The sequence below is a fragment of the Coprobacillus cateniformis genome (assembly GCF_009767585.1).
Classification (GTDB): domain Bacteria; phylum Bacillota_I; class Bacilli_A; order Erysipelotrichales; family Coprobacillaceae; genus Coprobacillus; species Coprobacillus cateniformis.
This window is the reverse complement of the sequence record NZ_WSNW01000001.1, coordinates 2,363,134-2,380,372: the sequence shown is the minus strand read 5'-3', so window position 1 is coordinate 2,380,372 and position 17,239 is coordinate 2,363,134. Positions and strand designations below refer to the sequence as shown.

At 32.1% G+C, this 17,239-nt stretch carries 17 protein-coding genes and 1 tRNA gene; 7 read left to right on the top strand and 11 right to left on the bottom strand.

Annotated elements, in window-relative coordinates; genetic code table 11:
- The first annotated feature begins 70 nt into the window (after positions 1–70).
- From GQF29_RS11655 to GQF29_RS11630, 6 genes are all read left to right on the top strand, one after another.
- Positions 71–1,342, top strand: a complete 1,272-nt coding sequence (locus GQF29_RS11655) for an IS110 family RNA-guided transposase (protein ID WP_008790900.1) — start codon at positions 71–73, stop codon at positions 1,340–1,342.
- 231 nt (positions 1,343–1,573) lie between these two features.
- Entirely contained in the window at positions 1,574–2,158 is a 585-nt protein-coding gene (locus GQF29_RS11650) for a cytidylate kinase-like family protein (RefSeq protein ID WP_008787509.1), read from the top strand.
- Between the two features lie 3 nt (positions 2,159–2,161).
- On the top strand, positions 2,162–3,502 hold the full coding sequence (locus GQF29_RS11645) for an MATE family efflux transporter (protein ID WP_008787508.1): 1,341 nt from the start codon (positions 2,162–2,164) through the stop codon (positions 3,500–3,502).
- A 99-nt stretch (positions 3,503–3,601) separates the two neighbouring features.
- A complete protein-coding gene (locus tag GQF29_RS11640; protein ID WP_236916429.1) occupies positions 3,602–4,375 on the top strand; it encodes an AraC family transcriptional regulator in 774 nt (257 codons plus the stop codon).
- 77 nt (positions 4,376–4,452) lie between these two features.
- Positions 4,453–5,364, top strand: a complete 912-nt coding sequence (locus tag GQF29_RS11635; protein WP_117599075.1) for a DMT family transporter — start codon at positions 4,453–4,455, stop codon at positions 5,362–5,364.
- Positions 5,348–5,770, top strand: coding sequence for a DUF2000 domain-containing protein (locus GQF29_RS11630; protein WP_054325604.1), 423 nt, complete (start codon positions 5,348–5,350; stop codon positions 5,768–5,770). Before GQF29_RS11635 ends, GQF29_RS11630 begins: the two co-directional genes overlap by 17 nt.
- Before the next feature lie 57 nt (positions 5,771–5,827).
- Here GQF29_RS11630 and GQF29_RS11625 read toward each other — a convergent pair whose 3' ends face one another.
- The 9 genes from GQF29_RS11625 to GQF29_RS11580 all read right to left on the bottom strand — a co-directional run bounded on the left by GQF29_RS11625 (position 5,828) and on the right by GQF29_RS11580 (position 15,327).
- Positions 5,828–6,211: a DUF956 family protein gene (locus tag GQF29_RS11625; RefSeq protein WP_054690108.1), complete on the bottom strand. Its 384-nt coding sequence runs from the start codon at positions 6,209–6,211 to the stop codon at positions 5,828–5,830.
- Positions 6,212–6,260: 49 nt separating this feature from the next.
- Complete coding sequence (locus GQF29_RS11620; protein WP_054325605.1) at positions 6,261–7,178, bottom strand: PTS system mannose/fructose/sorbose family transporter subunit IID; 918 nt, start codon at positions 7,176–7,178, stop codon at positions 6,261–6,263.
- Between the two features lie 20 nt (positions 7,179–7,198).
- Positions 7,199–8,014, bottom strand: a complete 816-nt coding sequence (locus GQF29_RS11615) for a PTS mannose/fructose/sorbose transporter subunit IIC (protein WP_008787502.1) — start codon at positions 8,012–8,014, stop codon at positions 7,199–7,201.
- Positions 8,015–8,029: 15 nt separating this feature from the next.
- Positions 8,030–9,019, bottom strand: a complete 990-nt coding sequence (locus GQF29_RS11610) for a mannose/fructose/sorbose PTS transporter subunit IIA (RefSeq protein ID WP_017143899.1) — start codon at positions 9,017–9,019, stop codon at positions 8,030–8,032.
- Positions 9,020–9,221: 202 nt separating this feature from the next.
- Positions 9,222–10,067 (bottom strand): PRD domain-containing protein, encoded by an 846-nt coding sequence (locus tag GQF29_RS11605; protein ID WP_160340812.1) that lies wholly within the window; start codon positions 10,065–10,067, stop codon positions 9,222–9,224.
- A gap of 16 nt (positions 10,068–10,083) precedes the next feature.
- Entirely contained in the window at positions 10,084–12,186 is a 2,103-nt protein-coding gene (locus GQF29_RS11600; RefSeq protein ID WP_117599074.1) for a PTS sugar transporter subunit IIABC, read from the bottom strand.
- Between the two features lie 216 nt (positions 12,187–12,402).
- Entirely contained in the window at positions 12,403–12,606 is a 204-nt protein-coding gene (rpmE, locus tag GQF29_RS11595) for a 50S ribosomal protein L31 (protein ID WP_054690117.1), read from the bottom strand.
- Between the two features lie 110 nt (positions 12,607–12,716).
- Positions 12,717–13,985, bottom strand: a complete 1,269-nt coding sequence (locus GQF29_RS11590) for a UDP-N-acetylglucosamine 1-carboxyvinyltransferase (RefSeq protein ID WP_008787496.1) — start codon at positions 13,983–13,985, stop codon at positions 12,717–12,719.
- Positions 13,986–14,238: 253 nt separating this feature from the next.
- Positions 14,239–15,327: a helix-turn-helix domain-containing protein gene (locus GQF29_RS11580; RefSeq protein WP_236916428.1), complete on the bottom strand. Its 1,089-nt coding sequence runs from the start codon at positions 15,325–15,327 to the stop codon at positions 14,239–14,241.
- A 144-nt stretch (positions 15,328–15,471) separates the two neighbouring features.
- On the opposite strand from GQF29_RS11580, the gene GQF29_RS11575 reads away from it, so the two are divergent.
- Positions 15,472–15,547: transfer RNA gene (locus tag GQF29_RS11575), tRNA-Glu, on the top strand.
- A gap of 44 nt (positions 15,548–15,591) precedes the next feature.
- Here the strand turns inward: GQF29_RS11575 and prfH are convergent.
- Together prfH and GQF29_RS11565 are read right to left on the bottom strand one after the other, a co-directional pair.
- Complete coding sequence (gene prfH, locus GQF29_RS11570; RefSeq protein ID WP_008787493.1) at positions 15,592–16,179, bottom strand: peptide chain release factor H; 588 nt, start codon at positions 16,177–16,179, stop codon at positions 15,592–15,594.
- A complete protein-coding gene (locus GQF29_RS11565) occupies positions 16,173–17,189 on the bottom strand; it encodes an RtcB family protein (RefSeq protein ID WP_008787492.1) in 1,017 nt (338 codons plus the stop codon). Before GQF29_RS11565 ends, prfH begins: the two co-directional genes overlap by 7 nt.
- Positions 17,190–17,239 lie beyond the last annotated feature (50 nt).

Sequence of the window (17,239 nt, the reverse complement as noted above, 5' to 3'; positions counted from 1 at the left end):
ATGTCTAAAGAACGGAGGTCTTTCCAATATTTTGTTTCTAGTTTTATCTTTTTTGAAAGGTGGTGATCCCATGAACACTCTCTTTGTAGGTATTGATGTTTCAACCAAAAATAATCAAGTCTGTGCTGTTAACTTTAATCAGGATGTTTTCTTTAATCTCTCTTTTCCAAATAACCCTGATGGATGTGATCTTCTCATTACATCTGTCTTGGCTTTTGTTGATAAAGAAAAGTTCGATTCCATCATCATCGTTACTGAATCAACTTCTATATATGACTATCATATTTGTGCTTATCTTTCATCTCAGCTTTCGATTGTCGGCACTTCTGTCATCATATATTCTGTTAATGCCAAATCCATTGCCAATTATAAGAAGTCTTATATTGAAATGGAAAAAACTGATCTGGGTGATGCTTTTTTGATTGCAGATTTTGCTCGTGTTGGTCGCTGTAAAAAGCTTCGTCCCTTTAAAGCTGCTCAACATATCGCTCTTAAACGTCTCACTCGTGAACGTTATCATTTAGCTGAGCAGCTTATTAGAGAAAAGAATTACGTTCTCAACAATATCTATTTAAAGGTTTCTGGTCTTATGACCCTTCCTCATAAGGATTTGCCTTTCAGTGATAATTTTTCTGCTTCCAACACGAAATTTTTAACTGATTATGCTTCCCCTTTTGATTTGGCTGAAAAACCTTTGGATGAAATCATTGAATATTTCAAATCTGCTTCTCAAAACAGATGTGATGATTATGGTAAAATTGCTTCTCTTTTTGATAAAGCGATTCGTTCTTCCTATAGACTTGATAAAACTGCATATGACCCTATAACTATCTCAATTACTGCTTCTATCAACCTGATTCAATGCATTGAATCTCAAATCAAGATGGTTGATAAGGCCATTGAGAAGGAAATGAAAGGTCTTTATCCTAACGGATATCAATCTCTGATGTCTATAACAGGTATCGGACCTGTCTTTGCAGCAGGTATACTTTCTGAAATTGGTGATATTTCCTATTTCAAAAGTGATGCTTCATTGGCTAAATATGCCGGTTTCCATTGGAAGAAGAATGACTCGGGCAATTTTATTGCTGATGAAAAACATTCAGCGAATTCATGTAATAAATATTTAAAATATTACATAACTCAATCCACACAGATGTCAGTGATGCATGGCTTTGATTATACGACTTCTTTTTATCGTAAGAAGTATAACGAAGCCTCTACACACAAGCATCGTAGAGCACTCGTCCTTACATCAAGAAAACTAGTTCGTTTAATTTATGTCTTGCTACGTGACAGTAAATTATACGTTTCTGTGTCTCATGACACAGTCATTGAGTAATTTGTCAATTTCATAAATTTTTTCATACTTCTTTTTAGTGTACTCTTTTTTAGATGATGGTTTTTGATTTATCTAAAAAAGATTTTATTTATTTTCTTGACATTTTACCGAATGACTTTATGCTTTTATTATACAAATTTGTTTTCTTAAAAACAATAAATTTATCTTGTGAAAATAATGTCATCATTTTTTGATTTATGTTAGAATAGAATTATAAAGGGGGAATGTTTTATGCCTAGAATTATGACTATCGCTAGAGAATATGGTTCAGGAGGACGCTTAATCGCTCAAAGAGTAGCAGAGAAATTAGGTCTTGTTTATTATGATAATGAAGTTATTGATATTGCTGCTAGGGAACTTGGAATTGATGTTGATACGATTCGTAAGGCATCGGAAGAAAAAACATCAAGTTTTATGTATACTATGTCATCTTCAGCTTTTACTTTACCATTGAACGATCAGGTCTTTGCTATGCAATCAAAGATTATTCGTCATTTAGCTAAACATGATTCTTGTATTATTGTCAATGGATGTGCTGATTATATATTAGAAGATTACGATGATGTCTTTACTATTTTCATACATGCACCTTTAGAATCAAGAATCAGACGTGTTCAAGAAGATTATAAAGAAGAACAGGAAGACTTTAAGAAATATGTTATGAAGAAAGATAAAAGAAGAAGCAATTATTATAATTACTATACAACAAAAAAATGGGGTCAATTAAAGAACTTTGATTTAACAATCAATAGTGATTTAGGAATTGAGAAAGTTGCTGATATCATTGTTGAGTTGTTTCAACAAGGAGATAAATAAGTAATGGTACAAGAAAATAAAATGGGGACAATGCCCGTTAATAAACTTCTGATATCCATGTCATTACCAATGATTATCTCCATGTTGGTACAAGCAATGTATAATGTTGTAGATAGTGTATTTGTTGCCCAAATTAGTGAAAATGCATTAACTGCTGTCTCTTTAGCCTTTCCGCTGCAAAATCTGATGATTGCTTTTGCTGGCGGAACGGCAGTTGGCGTTAATGCATTATTATCCAGAAGTTTAGGTGAAAAGAATCAAGAACATGTCAATCATACAGCAACCAATTCAGTCTTTATTTTTCTTATGACTGCACTTATTTTTATGATTGGCGGTCTTACACTTTCTCATCTTTTCTTTACCGTCCAGACAAGTAATGCTGAAATTGTAACTGCTGGAACACAATATTCCATGATTGTTGTAGGATGTTCAATTGGATTGTTTAGCCAATTCTTATTTGAAAGACTTTTACAGGCAACAGGAAGAACAATCCATACAATGATTACACAGGGACTTGGAGCAATTATTAATATTATATTAGACCCTATTTTTATTTTTGGACTGTTTGGAATGCCTAAAATGGGTGTCGCTGGAGCGGCAATTGCAACTGTAACTGGTCAAATCATTGCATGCCTATTGGCAATTGTCTTAAATCTCAAATATAATCATGATATTCAATTTCAATGGAAATCCTTTAAACCAAATATACAAATTATTAAACAAATTTATTCTGTTGGTATTCCATCTATCATTATGCAATCTATAGGAAGTGTCATGACATTTGGAATGAATACAATTTTAATTGGATTCTCTACAACAGCAACAGCTGTCTTCGGAGTTTACTTTAAACTGCAAAGTTTTGTCTTTATGCCTGTCTTTGGATTAAATAATGGTATGATTCCTATTATTGCTTATAATTTAGGTGCCAGACAAAGTAAGCGAATGTTTGATACAATAAAATTAGCTATGATTTATGCAACTGGAATGATGTTAATTGGTGTTATTCTTTTTGAATCCATACCTCAAATCCTCTTAGGATTCTTTAATGCTTCACAAGCCATGATTCAAATTGGAACACCAGCATTAAGAATTATTGCTATTCACTTTCTCTTTGCTGGTTATTCAATTGTCTGCAGCGCACTCTTCCAAGCTGTTGGAAAAGGTACATATAGTTTATTAACATCACTTATTAGACAATTATTTGTCTTATTGCCTTGTGCATATCTTTTGTCATTAACAGGTAATATTCATCTTATTTGGCTATGTTTTCCAATTGCTGAAATCGTTTCAGCAACAACATCAACAATTCTTTTTAAGAAAATGAAAAAACAGATAAGCTTTTAATCTCTCTTGAATCAGGAGAGATTTTCTATTAAAGTGTCATATCATACAAGAAAATGAATTGACAAAATGCTAGAATGAACACAAGGAGGAAATCCATTTATGTCTCAAATTCAAGAACAACGTCATGTCTATTATGATTGTGACTTAGCTATAGAAGCCTATAACCTCAGTGGAATTGTTCAAAAGTTTCCAAATCATTTTCATGAATATTATGTCATTGGTTTTGTTGAAGGTGGCAAACGCCACCTTTGTTGTAAAGGTCAGAATTATGAAGTAACAGCTGGTGATTTGCTTATCTTTAATCCCCATGATAATCACTTTTGCGCACCTGTAAATGGTGAAATATTAGATTATCGTGCAGTAAATATTAATCCTGATATTATGTTAAAAGCTGTTGAAGAAATTGCTGGTCATGCCTATATGCCACATTTTACTCAAAACGTTATTTTTCAAAGTGATATTACACAATCTATTGGAGAATTGTATGATGCTATTGTACATCATGCTCCTAAATTAGAAAAAGAAGAAGCATTTTTCTTTCTTTTAGAACAAATTCTTCAAGAATATGCAACTCCTTTTGATTTTGATAATATCGATGAACCTAATGATGAAATTAAAAATATATGTATTTATATTGATGAACATTTTGCTGAAAACATCACATTAGATGATTTATTAAAAATGACTCATTTCGGAAAGTCCTATTTATTACGCTCTTTTACAAAACAGATTGGTTTATCACCTTATCGCTATTTACAAACAGTTCGACTTGATAAAGCAAAGAAATTTCTTGAGCAAGGTATATTACCAATTGATGTTGCATATATGACTGGTTTTACTGATCAAAGTCATTTTACACACTTTTTTAAGTAATTTATTGGTTTAACCCCTAAGCAATATCAAAAGATTTTTATTCATGAAGAACCTATATTAGAAAAAGGCATAAAGCTATGAAAAACAAAATAACTTTTGGCCACTGTGCTGCATTGATAACAATCATTATTTGGGGAACAACCTTCATATCAACAAAAGTTCTTCTCAATATTTTGAGCCCAATAGAAATTCTATTTATACGTTTTTTAATAGGTTACATAATCTTGTGGTCTATTTATCCTCATCATCTCCATTTAACCCACAAAAAAGAAGAACTCTACTTTATGGCTGCAGGTTTATGTGGTGTAACATTATACTATCTCTTTGAAAATATTGCATTGACCTATACATTAGCATCTAATGTTGGTGTCATTATTTCCATTGCTCCTTTTTTTACTGTTATTTTCGCCTGCCTCTTTTTACATGAAGAAAAGCCGCATATTCGCTTTTTTATAGGCTTTATCATTGCAATGATGGGAATCTATTTGATTAGTTTTAGCGGTTCACAATTACAACTCAATCCTTTCGGTGATTTTTTAGCAATCATTGCTGCTATTATTTGGGCTGGCTATTCTACATTAACAAAGAAACTCGCTGGTTTTGGTTACCATATTATTCAAACAACAAGACGTACATTTTTTTATGGACTCCTGTTTATGCTTCCATTTACATTAATGATGGGATTTGATGTTGATTTTTCACAAATTGTAATGCCAATCAATCTTTTTAATTTATTGTTTTTAGGACTAGGTGCATCAGCACTCTGTTTCGTCACTTGGAACTTAGCTGTTAAAATTTTAGGTTCAGTCAAAACAAGTGTTTATATTTATATTGTTCCAGTTATTACAGCTATGACATCAACTTTTATATTGCATGAGAAAATGACTTTCACAACACTACTTGGAATCATCTTAACATTAGTAGGTCTATTGTTATCTGAAAACAAGAAAACAAAAAAGGAGAATATAATTTATGAATATACAGAATGAAAAATGTGTTATGGTTTTTAATGAGGAACTCCCTTTAGGAATCATTGCTAATACAGCTGGTATCCTGGGAATAACACTTGGAAAATATATTCCCGAAACAGTAGGACCAACAGTATTTGATAAAGATCAATATCAACATCTTGGTATTATTACAACACCAGTTCCTATTTTAAAAACAACACAAGAGAAGATAAAAGAAATAAGACAGCAGCTTTATCTGCCTGATTTTAAGGATTTAATCGTTGTTGATTTCTCTGATGTTGCTCAACGCTGTAATATTTATGATGAATATATAGAAAAAGCAAATCAGACACCTGAAGATGACTTTACTTATTACGGGATTGCGATTTATGGAACGAAGAAACTTGTTAATAAATTAACTGGGAGTCTCCCACTATTAAGATAATCTATATTTTCTACTTAAAAACTGCTAACAAAGTTAATTCTTTGCTAGCAGTTTTCATTATATTTTATGTTTTCTCATAAAAATATTTTTAATTCCTCTTTGAATGACTTGAAAAAAACTCAATGAACGGACTAAGCGTTCTGATGATATATATTGATTCACTGAACGTAATAACGCCTTATTATGACGTGTTGAAAACGTAAATCTTCCATTATTTTTAGTCTCAATTGCAAAGCGAGGAATCCATTTACCTTTAAACATGACAGAGGCCATAATATAGTCAACTTCTTCCCATGGAATTTGAATATAATCTCTGATATTTTTTTCATTATAAAATTCAAAGGCTTTATCTCCTACCATCACTTTACCATAACTTGCTATACCTAGATATGAAGTTGCTTCAATTGTGAAATCAACTTTTGTATTTAATGATTGTACCATATTTGTCCTCCATCATAATGTTTAGAAAAATTATAAAACACGCATCTTTTTACATAATACCAACAACACGTGCCAACACACCAATAATAAATAATGTGACAATAATAACAATTGGTGAAACCTTCTTCTTTAATAACCAGCAGCATAATAATGTTAACAATAATGCTGATAAGCCTGGAATTAATTGATCTAAGTTCTGTTGCAATGTTGTGACCTTTTCAGGATTTAAGCCATTGGCTCCTAAAGTTGCATATTGTTCTAATGCTGATTTTATCCCATCTGCACCTGCCTGAATTTTACTCCAATCAATATATGCTCCCTCTGATTGAACAACTCGAGAGACAACTGGCGTAAATGAAATACTTACCCAACGTTGGACCAATGCTCCAATAATGAACATCCCAAGAATTGATGCTCCCTGTGTGATTTTTCCTAACAACCCACCAGATAAATCCTGAGCAATAGATGTTCCAACTTTATAACCAAATTCTTGTGTATACCAGATAAATGCCATACGAATAATATTCCATGCAAAGAAGAATAACAATGGTCCAACAATGCTTCCACTTAAAGCCAAAGAGGCTCCTAGTGCACCTAGAATTGGTCGAAGTGTAAACCAGAAGACAGGATCTCCTACTCCAGCCAAGGGTCCCATCATTCCAACTTTAACACCTTGAATAGCTTGATCATTAATTTCAGCTCCATTTGCACGTTCTTCTTCTAATGCTAATGTCACTCCCATAACTGGTGCTGATACATAAGGATGTGTATTGTAAAATTCTAAGTGTCTTTTTAAAGCTGCAATTCTATCTTCTTTTTGAGGATATAATTTTTTAATAGCTGGAATAATTGAATAACACCAACCACCATTTTGCATACGTTCATAGTTCCAAGATCCTTGAAGGAACTGATGACGCCAAGCAACTGCTAAACGATCTTTTTTTGATAATGCGATTTTTTCTGCCATTTTTCTTTCCTCCTTCAAGATTAATAATCATTTAAGATATCGCCTAATGGATCTCCAGTTCCACCAGAGCCACCACCATGAGTTCCACTGTTTTCTTTTAGCCCTAAGTAAATAAGTGCTAAAGCAACACCGATAACCCCTAATGCGATTAATGTTAATTGTCCAATTGCTGCCAAAACAAAGCCAATTGCAAAGAAAGGCCATGTTTCTTTAGAAGACATCATGTTAATAACCATGGCATAACCAACAGCAGCAACCATTCCACCACCGACAGCCATACCACCTGATAACCAGTCAGGCATTTGATTCAACGCACCTGTGACAACAACTGCTGGCACAACGCATAAAGCCGCTGCTGGAATGGCAATTCTCACACCTTGTAAAACAATTGCAAGAATCTGCCACATTTCAATTGTACGGAAACTTCCTTTTTCAGCTGCTACATCCATAAAATGAACCATTGGAATTGCGATTGTACGACAAATCATCGTTAAGAATAAACCTGCAACTGATAAAGGGATAGCAACAGCAATTGAAGTTGTAATAGCTGTTGATGAATCAACACTTCCATCCTGCAACGCCAAAACCATTATAATAGCTGAAGCAACTGAAGCCAATGCGGCATCAGGTGCAACTGCTGCTCCTACATTCGCCCATCCAAGAGCAATCATCTGTAAAGAACCACCTAAAATAATTCCTTCACTTAAGTGTCCTGTGACCAAACCAATTAAAGTACATGCTACTAATGGTTGATGGAATTGAAATTCATCTAGAACTCCTTCCATTCCCGCTAGTAAGGCAATGATAATAATTAAAATTATTGTAATAATAGACATTTCATTATCCTCCTTTTAAGAATTCTTTAATTCATCTTTTGCCTTTTTCAAAAGATGATCCATATTTTCTTTTGAATCAGCTGGGACTTTACGAACATCAAAAGTCATTCCAAGTTCCTTTAATTTTTCTAGAGTCTCAACATCATCTTTTCCCATTGCAATGGCTTTATTGACAACAACTTTACCAAGTGAATGAGCCATTGATCCAATATTTAATTCTTGAATATCAACACCACCTTCAATTGCACGTAATGCATCTTGAGGTGTTTCAAACAACAACATTGCTTTCGTATTTCCAAAACGTGGATCCTTAGCAACTTCAATCATTTTTGAAACAGGGACAACATTTGCCTTCACACCTGGTGGGGCCGCCTGTTCAATCATCTGTTTACGCAAATTATCTTTTGCAACCGAATCAGAAACAACAATAATACGATTTGGTTGTGTCATTTTTGTCCAAGTCGTTGCAACCTGACCATGTAATAAACGTGTATCAACACGTGCCAATACAAACTTAATATGGCCATCTCCTAAAACTGTTCCTTCTGGAATAGCACCCTGTGGTGAAGCCACTTGTACAACCTCTTTCACTTCTTTTTGTGGTTCTAATGTTTCTGGACGTGTTTTGACACCTTCTCTTGCAACTTCACAAATATGTGTTGCAATTTCATGTGCAGTTTCCATACTCATGCGTGATGCATAAGCTTCAATCAGCATAGGTAAGTTTAAACCTGTGACAATTGCCCATTGATCTTCATGACCATTGATTAATCCATTTGCCTGATTAAATGGTGTTCCACCCCATAAGTCAACCAAGAAAAGAACTTCATCTTGATTATCAAATGTTGCAATTGCCGCTTCTAATTTTGCTTTTAAGTCATCGGGCCCTTCGCTTGGCTCTAAAGTCACTGCTTTCACATCAGGCTGTTCACCAAAAATCATCGTTCCTGATTGTAAGATTCCATTTGCGAATTCACCATGACTAGCAAGAATCATTCCTACCATTAATATTTTCCTCCCTTTCTTTTGACATTTAATAATGCAAAAAAAGGCAGACAATCTATGCAGACAATCTATTTTAAAAGGAGTTAAAAACACACTATAAAAAGGGTTACTCTCTTCTAAAATAGTTATTGCCTGCCTAACAGTTACACACTATTAAATATTCATTTTTCTAAAAAAATATTACCATTAATTGTAAAACGTGTCAAGCACTGTTTTGATTATCTAATGTTATTGATAAAATTCTTTCTAAATGCAGTGCCAAATAACCAATCTCTGTTTCAGGTAAGTCTTTATTTAAAACTTTAGATAAAGCTTCACACATATGACGGGCCTGTTCATATGCAAATGGAAATTTATCTTTCGTAAATTCACTGATATCCATCTGTAATTTTTCATTTGTATTTAATCGTAAAATTAAGAATTTAATATGATTCATAAGCCTTACATAGGAAATAGATTGAACATCAATAATAATATGTAAATCACTTTGCAATTGCAGAATTCCTTCATGAATCACTCGTGTTGCTTCCATAGATTCAGCAACTTTATTTGAGGAAATAGCAGAATGAATGTGAAGTGTTATAAAGCCAATTTCATCATCATTAATCACTTTTCTTACATATTTTTGAATAACATCTTTGCCTTGCGTAGCAACTTCATACTCATCTGGAAATAATAATCTTATATCATTTGTAAATGGATTAGATGGCATAATATTTTCATCCATCCGTTTGATTGCATAATAAATATGATCAGCTAATGGCAGTAAAATATCATGACTTACTTTTGCAAATTTTATCTCTGCTAATCTAATGATTTCAGCTGCTATTTCTAAATAAATAGGTTCAATATAATTAATAATATCATAGATATTGTTTTTTGTTTGATAACTCTTCTGCATTAAATACCTTTTCGCTTGATTTGGGATTTCAAAATACTCCCCTGCTTTTTTACCAAAGCCTATTCCCTTATACATGACAATGACTTCTTCATTATCTCTATGAGCAAGAATTGTATTATTATTGAGCACTTTCACAACCTCATACATAAAATCCCCCCATTCTTTAACTCTGTATCTTTAATATTGTTTGACCTCTTTTTTTATCCCCATATATTTTTTCTATGAATGCACCTTCATCTAGTTTGGTCATCACCATAAGAAGACTTTCATCAGTTGCATTTTCTTTAATATACTCAAGATCTGCATTCCAAAGCAAGTCTCCTTTTTGAACTCTTTGATGAAGTTTAACCAACAGTTCAAAACCAACACCATTTAAATTAACAGTATTTGTACCAAAATGCAATAATAATTCAATTCCATTATCTAATTTTAATCCAATAGCATGTTTAGTTGGATAAATCATAGTAACAATTCCATCACATGGAGAAACAATTAACCCATTATAAGGTTTAATCATAATACCATCACCTAATAACTTGTGAGAAAAAATTTGGTCACAAGCATTTTCAATTGGTAAAACTTCACCATCTACAACATTACCAAGTTCAAAAGTTTTATCATTATACAATGTTAAAACCTCTTGATAATCATCATACTCTTCTGGAACAGTTAATAAATATTCATCTAGTTTACTTTTGATTGAGGAAGCCTTAGGACCATAAATAATCTGAATGCCTCCACCCTGTATCATGATAGCTGCAGCTCCTGCTTGTTTTAAAAGACCTTCATTAATCAAGTCTTTATCATCGATAGTTGCTCTTAAACGTGTAATACAGCAATCTAAATCACTAAAATTATGTCGTCCACCTAATCCTTTAATAATCATTTGAGATTGATGATCAATTGTTGATTTATCAAAAGTATAATCAAATTGACTCTTTTTGAAAATTGTTAATTTATTATTGTCATCACGACCTGGTGTTTTTAAGTCAAATTTTTTAATTAATATTTGAAAACTAATATAGTATAAAAAGAAATAGAGAATCCCAAAAACAATGACCCATACCCAATTTGTCTTATCATTGCCTTGCAGAACACCAAAAACAATAAAATCAATGAAACTGGCAGAAAAGGTAAAGCCAATTGCAATTTGAAAAACATGTGCAATAACAAAAGCAGTACCAGCTAAGAAAACATGAACACCAAACAACAATGGTGCCACAAAGATAAAAGTAAATTCAATTGGCTCTGTAATACCTGTTAAAATACTTGTGAGAGCAGCTGATAGAAAAAGACTACCAATGACTTTTTGAGATTCTTTCTTTGCTGTTTGATACATTGCCAATGCAGCACCAGGTAATCCAAACATCATAAAAATAAATTCACCAGAAAAATAACGTGTTGCCTCACTACTAAAGTGACGAATTGCAGGATCAGATAACTGAGCAAAAAAGATATTTTGTGCACCATTTACCAAAACACCATTGACAACCATTGAACCACCAATGGCAGTTTGATAAAATGGCATATAGAAAACATGGTGGAGCCCAAAAGGAACAAGTGCTCGTTTGATAATACCATATATAAATGTTCCAAAATAACCTGAATCAACAATAAATTTTCCTAATCCAAAAATCATATTTTGGATAAACGGCCAAATAAAGAACATGACAATTCCAACAAACAAATAAACAATTGTAGAAATAATTGGAATAAATCGTTCTCCTTCAAAAAAGGGTAAGATATCAGGAAATTGCACTTGATAGAAACGATTATGTAAAAAACTAACTCCTAACCCAACTATAATGCCACCAAAAACACCCATTTCGAGTGATAGTATCCCACATACCGAAGTCACTGTTCCTTCTAAAACTTTACTATCAACAATTTGATTATTAACAATACTCCCATTAATTGTCAGCATTCCATTGATTGTGGCATGCATCACAAAGAAGGCAATCACTGCTGATAATACCGCAACTTCTTTTGATTTTTTTGTCATCCCCAGTGCGACAGACGCTGCAAAAATAATTGGTAAATTATCAAAGACAATATTTCCAACAAGCATCAAAAGAGTTAAAAACTGATAAAGAAAAGTCCCTTCCTGTAAAATAGCTTCTAAATGTAAAGATGTCATTGTTGCCTCATTTGTTAAAGAACTTCCAATTCCTAAGAAGAGTCCTGCAATTGGTAAAACTGCAATTGGCAACATAAAACTCCGACCTATTCTTTGTAAAACACTAAAAATGCCTTTTTTCATTTGCATCTCTCATACCCCTCAATTTCTCATTTTTATATGAAAATATGTATAATTTCACTCTTATTTTAAGGAAAGGATATAAAAATGTCTATAAAATTATCAATATTTTCCAATTCTTTACGTCTTCTATGAACAAAAGCTATGTTCTATAACTCGCAGAATCAATCTTATATATGAATAAAAAAGGCAAAAAGAAAAGAGCAGATATCTGCTCTTGGTTTCTTATTTAAGTCCGTATTTTTTGTTGAATTTATCAACACGTCCATCTGCACTAGCAAATCTTTGTTTCCCAGTATAGAATGGATGACAATTAGAACAAGTATCAACACGAATTTCGTCTAATACTGATCCAGTTTCAAATTCGTTTCCACAAGAAGTACAAACAACTTTTACTTTTTTATAATCTGGATGAATTCCTTTTTTCATTTTTACGATCTCCTTCCGCCTTGAAATATTTGCTACTTCAAAGTAAGTTGCTCAATTATAATAGCATTTCTTATTGATAAATACAATACTTTTTTCAACTTTTTCAATGATTATTCATCATCAATTTCATAACGAGAAATATGTGCACCTAAAGTAATTAATTTATGATCAATATTATCATATCCTCGATCAATATGATAAACATTTGTAATCTCAGTCTTTCCTTCAGCAATAAGCCCTGCAATAACCAATGCTGCTCCACATCTTAAATCAGTTGCCTGAACTCTTGCTCCATGCAATGATGTTGCACCATGAATATCACTAGAAGCTTCTCCTACTTCAATATAAGCTCCCATTTTATTTAATTCAGCACAATGTTTAAAACGCTCAACATATATCGTTTCTTTTACATGTGACTCACCTTGTGCCTGTGTTAATAAAGTTGTTAATGGTTGCTGCAAGTCAGTAGCAAACCCTGGATATGTTTGGGTTTTAATATCAACTGGATGAAGATTTTCTTGGCTTCCAAAGATAACTATACTATCACCAACAACATCCATTTTCACACCCATTTCCTTAAGTTTAGAAATCAATGCTTCTAAATGCTGTGGAATAATATTTTGAATAATGACTTTTTCACCAGCTGCAGCTGCAATAATCAAGAATGTTCCTGCTTCAATACGATCTGGTATAATTTCATGAAAAGTGCCATTTAAATGATCAACACCCTCAATTGTAATACTATCTGTCCCAACACCTCTAATTTTTGCTCCCATTTTTGTTAAAAGATTAGCAACGTCAATAATTTCAGGTTCTTTAGCAGCATTTTCAATAACTGTTTTTCCTTTAGCTCTCACAGCTGCTAACATAATATTAATAGTTGCTCCAACAGAAGCAAAATCTAAATATATCTGTGTTCCAATCAATTCTTCTGCTTCTAATAAATAAGTATCATCTTCATAAGTGATTTTAGCCCCTAAAGCTTCAAATCCCTTTAAATGTAAATCAATAGGACGTGGTCCTAAATAACAGCCACCAGGCATTTTAATTTTTACTCTTTTATATTTACCTAACAATGCTCCCATAAAATAATAAGATGCTCTTAATTTATTGACAGCATCACTCACAAGTGGAATATCCTCCATATGTGTTGGGTCAATTTTTATATGTTCTCCATCAACTTCTACTTCGCATTTTAATTCTTCTAATAATATCGCAAGAGCTTCGACATCTGAAATTTCAGGAACTCCAAATATCTCTACAGGTCCATCTGATAACACTGCTGCAGGAATTAATGCAACAGTTGCATTCTTTGCTCCACTAATTCTCACTGTACCATTTAATTTATATCCACCTTCAATAGCAATAACTTCTGACATTGATTTCTTTCCTTTCTCTCTTATAAATATATAAAAATGTATAATAGATTATACATACGATTTTGATTTCATACTGATTATACACGGGAATGATATAAATATCAAAACAATTTAAAAAAACATCTTTTTTCCATATCAAAACAATTTTTGACTTCTAAAAACATTCCAAATATTCTATAATTTTACAATTCTTATTATACATGCTTGTTCCTCATGGAACAAGCAAATAAATAAAAACTCTCAAAGTGAGAGTTTAATAAATAGTATATCCCATAGATGACCCATATCTTATTTCCTTAATTTGTGAATAAAGAGAATAAGTTTGTCCATCAATAATAGTTTCAATATCAAATACAATTTCCTCTTTATTTTTAATTTTTCGACTTAACTTCAATAATCTCTTCTCACTTAATGGTATTTTTTGATTCAATAAAACTTCATTCTTATTATTGTTCATTGAAGTTACTTTAAGATGCAATTCACCTGCCATTTTGCCTTCATATTTTATTTTTTCTTCCTGATAATAAGGCTTGATATCAAACTCAATACAATCAGCCATTAAATTCCATTGACCATCTTGAGGCAGATAAACACTCACATAATCTTGTAGGAAACGACTTAAATACATATAATCTGCTTGATAAAAAGAATCAACTTTTTTTGTTTTTCCATTATCAATATAAACCTTTATATCTTGATAATTGACAAATGGAATTTTATCATTAAATATAAAACGATTTCCTTCATTATGAGATGCTTCAAATATATATTCTTTATTATTCTCATCTATAAATCCAAACTGTACTTTAGTTTGCTCAGTATACTCTTTTAATACACATATACAGTTAACGTATATCAAAAGATGACTCAAATCATATTTTTCAACCTGTAAGGAAGAATTAGCTATATCTATAAGTGTTTCTGGTTCTGATACAGGTATGGAAGGATTGTTAACAATATATTGAGTCTCTGGATTAAAATAAATCAGCCAAAAAAACATACACATAATAACAATACTCGATATACATGTTCCAATAATAATCCAATCTCTTGTTCTTCTCTTTTGAGTTTCTTTTGTTAATTTATCTAACACCACTTTTGTTTGTTCATATATATGTTCAATTGACTCCTGAGAATTTTCTTTTTCGTCTACACCTAAAAGTTCTGTAACTGAAACATCATAAAATTGACTTATCGATAACATCATTTTCATATCAGGTAAACTTAAATCTGATTCCCATTTTGAAATCGTTTGTCGAGAAACGTGTAAAGCACTTGCTAACTCTTCTTGAGAAAGCCCTCTTTGTTGTCTTAAATATAAAAGCTTTTTTCCAATACTCATATCAACCCCTCCTCAACTCTCGTTTACAGCATCCTATGAAATAGTCTATCAATTTTCATTAACATTTTGCTATTTAACTTAACAATTCAAAAAAATAAAAAAAGTCTCTTTACACAATCTTGTAAAGTGCTATACTTATAATATGGTCCGTTGGTGAAGCGGTCAACACACTAGGTTCTCATCCTAGCATTCACGGGTTCGAACCCCGTACGGACTACCAAATAATGCATAAGGGGCTGTAACAAATTGTTATAGCCCCTTTTTTTACTTTATTCTTTTAAATTTCATACCACTATAAACTCTGATAGGGTTTCCTCTGACTATTTGATTGTGTTTATTCCAATTCAGATAGTCTATTCTTTTATGGTGAGATGAATTCACTTGATTTATTTTTTCCATCAATCTTAAATAAGCAATCTTTTTGTTTTGTAATTGACTTCTTTGATCCATTGCTACAACAGATATCCCTGTTGGTATATGAATAGCTCTTATGGCAGTAGAGACTTTGTTGACGTTCTGTCCGCCTTTACCAGAACTTCTAAAAGTTTCAAATTTTATATCCTCTACATTTTCTATTTTTAATTCTTCCTTTATTATTGATATATCTACGAACCAATTCCTTCTTTTATGATGTGGTCGAAAAGGACTTTGACATATCCACTGTACTGTCCCTTCTAAATAAGATAAATCTTCATGAATAGAGAACGTTATACTTTTCAAACATTTTTGATCACTCACATACCTTGAAACCACTTCTAATGATGAATATTCTTTTAATAGTTCTTGATAAAGCATATAACACGCATATTCGCATTCTTTTGGTCCTTGACCACTATTTATCTGAATTAACATTTATAAGTCACCATAGGCTTAAGTCGGACAACTAATTCTATACATTGATATTCTAAAAGTGTATTTATAACATCATCAATATTCTTATATGCTTCGGTTGCTTCTTCATATAAAAGTGATTTATGATGAGTGACAACTGTGCTTCCTAATTTAGATTTTTTAAGCTCATCTTTCTTGTATTTGTTTTCAAGTCTCCCTTTACAAAGGCTTCTTGCCCATTTTCTACCTGCTCCATGTGAAATCGAAAAAAGTGTATCAGATTGTGGTATACATTTGACAATATACGAATAACTTCCTCTTGACCCTGCAATAATAGCATACTCATTTTCAAGTGCAGAAACACTTCCCTTATGATGATAATAGTTACCATCAATAATTTCTAAATAATTATGCGTACAATCAATACACAATTGATTTTTATATTGAATATGAATTAATTTCATAAAGTCATTAGCCACTTCTTGTCTATTTTCTTTTGCATATAGAACTGCACTATTGTGCTTTAGAAGATAATTATAAAACTCTTCAGTCCCTTCTATTAAACCATGAATTGAGCTATATTGGCGGTATATCTCTTCTCCCATAGTTCTTGAACCACTATGAATAAGTAAATAAACATGACTTTTTTCAAGTGATAAATGATTAGCAAATTCTTGATTATAAATCTTATCTATTAATTGAATTTCTGCAAAATGATTACCTCCTCCAATAGAATATTTTCCAACAAGATTTGTATGTTCTAATCTTTTTAAGACTTTATCAATATGCATTTTCTTTAACTTGATATTGGTATCAAATAAGGACATACCACATCCTATATCATTTCCAATCAAAAACGGATATATTCTATGTTGACTACAAATCGTTGCTCCAATTGGTGTCTTTCCTGGATGTAAATCCGGTAATCCAGCAATATCATATACACCTTCAAAAGAAGCAATATTTTCAAGTTGATGAATAGCTTCATCTTCCATCCATAACTTGTTATTTTTTATTATTTTTATTCCCATTTTTCCTCCTGTGTCAATGATTACAAGAGTATAAGAAAACACAGTAGTTA

What these genes read in the sequence shown, in the direction of transcription:
- GQF29_RS11655 (WP_008790900.1), top strand. Translation starts at nt 71, where the DNA reads ATGAACACTCTCTTTGTAGGTATTGATGTTTCAACCAAAAATAATCAA.
- GQF29_RS11650 (WP_008787509.1), top strand. Translation starts at nt 1,574, where the DNA reads ATGCCTAGAATTATGACTATCGCTAGAGAATATGGTTCAGGAGGACGC.
- GQF29_RS11645 (WP_008787508.1), top strand. Translation starts at nt 2,162, where the DNA reads ATGGTACAAGAAAATAAAATGGGGACAATGCCCGTTAATAAACTTCTG.
- GQF29_RS11640 (WP_236916429.1), top strand. Translation starts at nt 3,602, where the DNA reads ATGTCTCAAATTCAAGAACAACGTCATGTCTATTATGATTGTGACTTA.
- GQF29_RS11635 (WP_117599075.1), top strand. Translation starts at nt 4,453, where the DNA reads ATGAAAAACAAAATAACTTTTGGCCACTGTGCTGCATTGATAACAATC.
- GQF29_RS11630 (WP_054325604.1), top strand. Translation starts at nt 5,348, where the DNA reads ATGAATATACAGAATGAAAAATGTGTTATGGTTTTTAATGAGGAACTC.
- GQF29_RS11625 (WP_054690108.1), bottom strand. Translation starts at nt 6,211, where the DNA reads ATGGTACAATCATTAAATACAAAAGTTGATTTCACAATTGAAGCAACT.
- GQF29_RS11620 (WP_054325605.1), bottom strand. Translation starts at nt 7,178, where the DNA reads ATGGCAGAAAAAATCGCATTATCAAAAAAAGATCGTTTAGCAGTTGCT.
- GQF29_RS11615 (WP_008787502.1), bottom strand. Translation starts at nt 8,014, where the DNA reads ATGTCTATTATTACAATAATTTTAATTATTATCATTGCCTTACTAGCG.
- GQF29_RS11610 (WP_017143899.1), bottom strand. Translation starts at nt 9,019, where the DNA reads ATGGTAGGAATGATTCTTGCTAGTCATGGTGAATTCGCAAATGGAATC.
- GQF29_RS11605 (WP_160340812.1), bottom strand. Translation starts at nt 10,067, where the DNA reads ATGTATGAGGTTGTGAAAGTGCTCAATAATAATACAATTCTTGCTCAT.
- GQF29_RS11600 (WP_117599074.1), bottom strand. Translation starts at nt 12,186, where the DNA reads ATGCAAATGAAAAAAGGCATTTTTAGTGTTTTACAAAGAATAGGTCGG.
- rpmE (WP_054690117.1), bottom strand. Translation starts at nt 12,606, where the DNA reads ATGAAAAAAGGAATTCATCCAGATTATAAAAAAGTAAAAGTTGTTTGT.
- GQF29_RS11590 (WP_008787496.1), bottom strand. Translation starts at nt 13,985, where the DNA reads ATGTCAGAAGTTATTGCTATTGAAGGTGGATATAAATTAAATGGTACA.
- GQF29_RS11580 (WP_236916428.1), bottom strand. Translation starts at nt 15,327, where the DNA reads ATGAGTATTGGAAAAAAGCTTTTATATTTAAGACAACAAAGAGGGCTT.
- prfH (WP_008787493.1), bottom strand. Translation starts at nt 16,179, where the DNA reads ATGTTAATTCAGATAAATAGTGGTCAAGGACCAAAAGAATGCGAATAT.
- GQF29_RS11565 (WP_008787492.1), bottom strand. Translation starts at nt 17,189, where the DNA reads ATGGGAATAAAAATAATAAAAAATAACAAGTTATGGATGGAAGATGAA.